This window comes from Paenibacillus sp. IHB B 3415, assembly GCF_000802655.2.
Taxonomy (GTDB): Bacteria; Bacillota; Bacilli; order Paenibacillales; family Paenibacillaceae; genus Paenibacillus_AQ; species Paenibacillus_AQ phytohabitans.
The window spans coordinates 23,900-30,761 of record NZ_JUEI01000053.1; the positions used below are offsets into that span (position 1 = coordinate 23,900).

Annotated in this window: 6 protein-coding genes; 5 read left to right on the plus strand and 1 reads right to left on the minus strand. The window is 54.7% G+C overall.

Features of this window, described 5'->3' with window-relative positions; genetic code table 11:
- Positions 1-11: 11 nt before the first annotated feature.
- A complete protein-coding gene (locus QW71_RS22155) occupies positions 12-2,084 on the minus strand; it encodes a transglycosylase domain-containing protein (RefSeq protein WP_039303878.1) in 2,073 nt (690 codons plus the stop codon).
- Between the two features lie 221 nt (positions 2,085-2,305).
- Between QW71_RS22155 and QW71_RS22160 the strand changes: the two genes are divergently transcribed.
- The 5 genes from QW71_RS22160 to argS all read left to right on the plus strand — a co-directional run bounded on the left by QW71_RS22160 (position 2,306) and on the right by argS (position 6,805).
- A complete protein-coding gene (locus QW71_RS22160; RefSeq protein WP_039303880.1) occupies positions 2,306-3,163 on the plus strand; it encodes a carbon-nitrogen hydrolase family protein in 858 nt (285 codons plus the stop codon).
- A 15-nt stretch (positions 3,164-3,178) separates the two neighbouring features.
- On the plus strand, positions 3,179-3,847 hold the full coding sequence (locus QW71_RS22165) for a GNAT family N-acetyltransferase (RefSeq protein ID WP_039303883.1): 669 nt from the start codon (positions 3,179-3,181) through the stop codon (positions 3,845-3,847).
- A gap of 47 nt (positions 3,848-3,894) precedes the next feature.
- On the plus strand, positions 3,895-4,563 hold the full coding sequence (locus QW71_RS22170) for a hypothetical protein (RefSeq protein WP_039303886.1): 669 nt from the start codon (positions 3,895-3,897) through the stop codon (positions 4,561-4,563).
- A gap of 116 nt (positions 4,564-4,679) precedes the next feature.
- Entirely contained in the window at positions 4,680-5,123 is a 444-nt protein-coding gene (locus tag QW71_RS22175) for a DUF1934 domain-containing protein (protein ID WP_039303889.1), read from the plus strand.
- Complete coding sequence (argS, locus tag QW71_RS22180) at positions 5,120-6,805, plus strand: arginine--tRNA ligase (protein WP_039303891.1); 1,686 nt, start codon at positions 5,120-5,122, stop codon at positions 6,803-6,805. The genes QW71_RS22175 and argS overlap by 4 nt, the downstream gene beginning before the upstream one ends.
- Positions 6,806-6,862 lie beyond the last annotated feature (57 nt).

Sequence of the window (6,862 nt, forward strand, 5' to 3'; positions counted from 1 at the left end):
GCAATGCCGGATCAGTTCATCCACCAGCGTTTGATGTCATTCCATAGCGAATGGTCCTCCTTGACAGGCTCGGCAATCTCAGGGGTGCTCCCATCCGGGGGAACATCGGAGTCGCCGGCGGCATGCTGGTCGCAGTACTCAGTAGGCTCAGTGCCGCTGATGAAGGTCGTAAGCTCCTTCTCCGGACAGGCTGCTGTAGCCAGCTTGCCGGACTGCGGATTGATATATACGCTGACCACGCCATCGGGAATCGGGAAAATCTTCGGCGGTACATTCTCCAGTGCTTTTTCCGTAAATTGCGCAAAGATAGGCGCTGCACGTCTTCCATCAGCGGTGGCAATGTCCCGGCCCTTGTCGTAACCTACCCAGACCGCAGTGGAGAGCTCAGGAGTGAAGCCCACCATCCAGCCGTCTGTGTCGGTAGTGCCTGTTTTGCCGGCGACCGGGCGTTTGATCATCGAGGCTACGCGGTTACCCGTTCCTCCGCTCTCAAATACGCCTTCCATCAGCCGGGTCAGCACATAAGCGGCGGCCGGATCTACCACAGACTGCCCTTGAGGCTGCGGAGCTTCATATAGAAGATGTCCGCCCGCATCTGTAATTTTCAGAATTGCGGTAACAGGCTGCTTAACTCCGCCATTGCCGATAACTGCGAAGGCGGAAGCCATCTCCAGCGGACTGACAGGGGAAGTGCCGAGCGCCAGAGACGGGACACTTTGCAGCGGACTGTTGATTCCCATAGCGGCGGCCATAGCGGCCACCTTATCCGCGCCAATCTTCATAATTGTATTTACGGCATAAATATTGTCGGAAGCGGCAATCGCCTGCTTCATGTTGATCTCACCGAGATACTTATCGCCGAAGTTGCGGGGCTGATAGGTTTTGCGGTTGTTGTCATAGTGGAACAGTGTCGGCTGGCTGTTGAAGACAGACAACCCGGTCATCTCCTTGGAAGACAGCGCGGATAAATACATAATCGGTTTAAAAGAAGAACCGGGCTGGCGTGTTGTGGCCAGTGCATGATTATACGCGCTCGAACGGTAATTGGTCCCTCCGACCATGGCCTTCACATAGCCGGTACGGGGGTCAATGGACACCAGGGCGGTTTCCAGCTCGCTGCTATGGTCCATTCCCTGATCCACGGCCTCTTCCGCAGCCCGCTGCATATCCGGATCAAGTGTCGTGTAGACATTCAGCCCGCCCTGATCCAGTTCGTCACTGCTGATATGCAGACTGTCTATAACGAGGCTGCGCACATAATCGCGGAAATAAGGAGCGGCTACAGTGGTATCCTTCTGCCCCTGCGGCTTGAGGGTCAGCTTCTCCCTGGCGGCGGCCTCCGCCTGCGATTCCGTGATATCCCCTACATCGACCATGGCTGCCAGAATGATACCCTGCCGCTTAACAGCACTATCCAGGTGAGTGTAGGGCGAGTAATAGGTGGGGCCTTTGGGAACCCCGGCCAGCAGGGCGCTCTCCGCCAGATCCAGGTCAGCGGCCGGTTTGCCGAAGTACATTTGGGCAGCGGCTTCAATACCATAGGCACCGTGACCATAATAGATTTCATTTAGATACATGTTCAGAATCTCGTCTTTGCTGTATTTCATCTCCAGCTGGAGGGTGTAGAGAGCCTCCTTGCTCTTACGGGTCCAAGTTTTCTCATGGGTGAGGTACAAATTCCGCGCAAGCTGCTGGGTCAGTGTACTGGCCCCTTGCGTACGCCCTCCTGCCTGCAGGTTGGCGAGCACCGCTCTGCCCATTCCTTTGAGGTCAAAGCCGGCATGACTATAGAACTTACGGTCCTCTACAGCCAGAGTGGCCTTGATGAGCTGCGGGGAGATTTGATTAAGTTCCACAGGATCACGGCTGCGTCCGTCAGTAGTGAAGGTAGTCAGTACATTGCCCCTGGAGTCAAGAAGTCTGGAGCGGATATCATCCCCTAGAGGAGGGAGCGGTTTCTGATATAGGAACCCAAGCAGGACTCCGGCGCCCGCCAGGAGCAGCAGGGCAGAGAAGAGCATCAGCCGGAAGAGCCGGCGGAGGCGGCGTTTCGGGACTTTGGGTGCAGTAGAATCGCGCGGCATAACATCAGGCTCCTTCTATTTCATGCAGAAACGGCCGGTTTGCCCTTGATAGGTAGGCGAAGGCGTCTCTGCTGGTATTCTCCATTATGGGGAAGGAATAGAGGAGATATTCATGCGGCGGCACGCAGCATCTGCATCCTGTGTGATTTTGTGATCTGTTATGGTAAAATTTTAGTTACTTTATGAATGCACGCCATATCACGTATAGGAGGATTGCCGCCATGGCTATTCGCGTATCCGCTGTACAATATCATTTGCATACCATTTCCTCCTTCGCGGAGTTTGCCGCCCGGTGCGAGCACTATATAAAGACTGCCGGGGAGTACGGAGCTGAATTCATCCTGTTCCCCGAATTTCTGACGACGCAGCTGATGTCCATAGGCAATGAACAGGGAGAAGCGCTCGGTATAGAGGATCTGCCGCAGTTCACAGAACGTTACCGGGAGATGTTCTCCGGGTATGCCAGGAAATATGCTGTACATATTATCGGGGGCACCCATGTGCTGCGCCGGAACGATAAGCTCTATAATGTAGCCCATCTTTTTTATCCGGACGGAAGAATTGCCGAGCAGGCCAAGCTTCATATCACACCGGCTGAGGTAGACGGCTGGAATATGGGCGCGGGTGAAGGACTGGAGGTGTTCCAGACAGACAAAGGAACTATCGCCATGCTAACCTGCTATGATATCGAATTTCCGGAGATTGTACGCATGGCCCGGGCCAAGGGTGCGGATGTGATCTTCTGCCCTTCCTGTACAGATGACCGTCATGGCTTCCACCGGGTGAGGTATACCAGCCATGCCCGTGCCATTGAGAATCAGGTATACGTTGTACTGACAGGTACTGTGGGCTCGCTGCCTACCGTGGATCTGATGCGGGCCAACTTTGGGCAGGCCGCAGTCATTACGCCTAATGATATTCCATTCCCTCCGCAAGGCCTGCTGGCCGAGGGAGAAATAGGCGGCGATATGATCATCACTGCCGATCTGGATCTGGAGCTGCTGTACCGCGTCCGTGAGCACGGATCTGTAACTACGTGGCGCGACCGCCGGACAGATCTGTACACGGACTGGACCTAAGGAGGAAGAAAGGGAATGTATTACAAGAGCTTCTATGCTTTTGACGGTAAAACCCCGGTGCCTGCGGTAATCCGCAGCTATACGGAGGCCGATTTCGCGGAACTGGTCACGATTCAGTCCGAAGCCTTTCCGCCGCCCTATCCTGCAGAGCTGTGGTGGAACCGGGAACAGCTGCTGAATCATGTAACGCTTTTCCCGGAAGGGGCACTATGTGCAGAGGTGGACGGAGAACTGGCCGGTTCGGTAACGGGACTCAAAATCCATTATGATCCGGAGACACCGGCCCTTCATCATACCTGGTCGGAAGTTACGGATGATGGATATCTCACTACGCATCAGCCGGACGGGAACACGCTGTACATTGCCGATCTGTGTGTCCGCCCCAAATACCGCAAGCTTGGACTGGGCAAGGAGCTGGTACAGGCGTTGTATCATGCTGTAGTGGAGCAGAAGCTGGAACGGCTGCTGGGAGCCGGGCGGATGCCGGGATATCACCTAATGGCCGCCCGGATGCCGGCGGAAGCGTATCTGGCCGGAGTAGTGGCCGGTACCTGGTCTGATCCGGTCATTACTTTTCTGCTGCGCTGCGGGCGTGTACCGGTCGGCGTTGTAGCGGATTATCTGGAAGATGAGGAATCGGGAAATTATGCAGCGCTTATGGAATGGCGGAATCCTTTTCTATAAGCTTCTCTATAAGTAACTACAACCGGTATTGGAGGAGAGCCCTTACTATGGAATATAGAAGAATTACAAATGTAGCCGATCCTTTGTTCAGACAAGTACATCAGCTGCTGTCCGAAGTATTTCCACCCGAGGAAGTGCTGGAATACAGCTTATGGAAGGAACCCTTGGAGGATCCCGGCATTCGTGTGTTCGCCGCAGTGCATGAAGGTACAGTTGTCGGCACCACGGAATACCGTTACTATGCGGACTGGAATGTGGCGATGACCGATTTCACTATCATTGGCCGGGAGGGGCTGGGCGTAGGCCGCTTTCTGGCACAGCACCGGCTGAAGGATCTGCAGAAGCTGGCGGCTGACAATGGCCGGGAGCTGTTCGGAATGTTCGCCGAGATTTATGATCCTTACCGGGTAGAGCATGGCTTCGGGGGAATTAAGCCCATGGACCCGTTTGTGCGCCGCGAGGTGCTGTCGCATCTGGGGTATAAACGGATCGATTTCCCGTATGTTCATCCTTCATGGCAGGGTGACGGGGAGGCGGTATCCGGTCTGGATCTATGTTTTATGCCCGGAAATGAAGAGCTGGAGGAGATCGGGGCGCCGCTCGTTGCTGATTTTCTGACCCGTTATTACGCAGTGCTGAAAGATAAGCCGGAGGCGTGGACCTCCATGGTGGAGCAGCTTAGAAGCAGAGAGCACTTGGCGCTGCTGCCGCTGTAATTATTTTTGCCGGCGAAATAGCCATTGAACTACTCTTCCGGATCAGGATATAGTGTACAATGGGAAAGCGAATATGGCCTTAATGAATATTAGTATGAATAAGTGAGGAACGTGTAATGACTGAAGGACAGCAAGGCAAATACGCCGTTAGCGTAACGCTGGAAAGCGTGCAGGGCGGTGAGCGGAATGTGGTGCAAAGCGCAGGGGAAGCCATTATGAAAGGGCAATTCCTGTATATCCGCTATGAAGAAACGCAGCCAGGCCCTCAGGGCGGTGAGGTTTCTGTGCGCAACACCCTGAAGATTTCGGACAGTGGAATCAAGCTAATCCGCCATGGCGGTGTCCAGTCGGAGCAATCCTTTGAGCCGGGCCAGCGTCTGCCGGGGTTCTACCGCTCGCCTTATACACAGTTTAATCTCATCACCGATACCCGGAAGCTCGACATCAAACGCGCTGGAAGGAAGCTTGCGGTTACATGGGAGTACGACTTGTACGTTTATGATGAGTTATCAGGACAGTTCGCTATAAGTTTGAATATACAGGAGGAACCACAATCATGACACAAAGTTTAAATCCGCTTCAGCTTGCCAATGAACGGGTGAAAGAGGCTATTGCCGAGGCTATCGTAGCTGCCGGCCTGGTCTCCCGGGAAGAGCTTCCGGCTATCGTGCTGGAAGTACCCAAAGACAAGGCGCATGGAGATATGGCTACCAATGCCGCTATGCAGCTTACCAAAATTGCCAAACGCAATCCGCGGCAAATCGCTGAGGCCATTATCGAGCACCTGGATACCGGCAGCGCTTCTATTGAGAAGGCGGAAATTGCCGGGCCGGGCTTCATCAACTTCACGCTGTCCAAAAGCTATCTGTATCCTGTCATTGCGCTCGTTGCCGAGCAGGGTGATGATTATGGCCGTATAGAGATCGGTAAAGGGCAGAAGGTGGAAGTGGAATTTGTCAGCGCGAATCCTACAGGCAGCCTGCACTTGGGTCATGCCCGCGGAGCAGCTGTCGGGGATGCGCTCTGCAACGTACTGGATTACGCCGGTTACAAGGTAACGCGCGAGTACTATATTAACGACGCCGGTAACCAGGTCGCCAATCTGTGCAAATCGATCGAGACCCGTTACCTGCAGGAGCTGGGCCAGCCGGCCGAGATGCCGGAGGACGGCTATCACGGGGAAGATATCAAAGGCTTCGCCAAAGAGCTGGTTGCCGAGAAGGGCGACTCCCTGCTGGCGATGACCCCGGGCGACCGCGCTGCATTCTTCCGCACCTACGGTCTTGCTAAGGAACTGGACAAAATCAAACGCGACCTCAGCCGTTTCCGGGTCAACTTCGATATCTGGTTCAGCGAAACCTCCCTGTACGAGAACGGCGAAGTGCTGCGTTCGCTTGACGAGCTCCGGGAACGCGGTGAAGTGTACGAAGAAGAAGGCGCCACCTGGCTACAGACTACTAAATACGGCGATGACAAAGACCGCGTGCTGATCAAGAATGACGGTACATACACGTACCTCACACCGGATATTGCCTACCATAGCGACAAATACGGCCGCGGTTACGACAAAATGATCAACATTTGGGGAGCTGACCACCACGGCTACATTCCGCGGATGAAGGCTGCCATGTCGGCTCTGGGCAATGATCCCGAGAAGCTGGTCGTGCTGATTGCCCAAATGGTCAGCCTGTTCCAGAATGGCGAGAAAGTCAAAATGTCCAAGCGTACCGGCAAGGCCGTTACGATGGAAGACCTGATGGAAGAAGTTGGCCTTGACGCCATCCGTTACTTCTTCACGATGCGCAGTATGGATTCTCATCTGGACTTTGACATGGATCTGGCGATTTCGACATCTAATGAGAACCCGGTATTTTATGTCCAGTACGCACATGCGCGCATTTGCAGCATTTTCCGCCAGGCGGAGGAGCAGGGCATTAAGCTGCCGGATACTGGCGACATTGATTACAGCAAGCTGACCGCTGTTCATGAATACGACCTGCTCCGCAAAATCGGTGAGCTGCCGGCGGAAATTACGATTGCTGCCGAAGGCTATGCACCGCACCGCCTGGTCCGTTACGTGTATGATCTGGCTTCGCTGTTCCACAGCTACTACAAGGCAGAGCGCGTAATCACCGAGGACGCCGCTCAGACCGTAGCCCGTCTTGCCCTGCTGGGCGCGGCGCGGACGACGATTGCCAACGTCCTGCGTCTGGTTGGCGTTACCGCACCGGACCGGATGTAACCATAGCATGATGCAAAGCGCCGCCCCCGGTAACAGGGGCGGCGCTTTTTAGCATAG

Coding starts and splice junctions, on each gene's coding strand:
- QW71_RS22155 (WP_039303878.1), bottom strand. CDS start 2,084: ATGCCGCGCGATTCTACTGCACCCAAAGTCCCGAAACGCCGCCTCCGC.
- QW71_RS22160 (WP_039303880.1), top strand. CDS start 2,306: ATGGCTATTCGCGTATCCGCTGTACAATATCATTTGCATACCATTTCC.
- QW71_RS22165 (WP_039303883.1), top strand. CDS start 3,179: ATGTATTACAAGAGCTTCTATGCTTTTGACGGTAAAACCCCGGTGCCT.
- QW71_RS22170 (WP_039303886.1), top strand. CDS start 3,895: ATGGAATATAGAAGAATTACAAATGTAGCCGATCCTTTGTTCAGACAA.
- QW71_RS22175 (WP_039303889.1), top strand. CDS start 4,680: ATGACTGAAGGACAGCAAGGCAAATACGCCGTTAGCGTAACGCTGGAA.
- argS (WP_039303891.1), top strand. CDS start 5,120: ATGACACAAAGTTTAAATCCGCTTCAGCTTGCCAATGAACGGGTGAAA.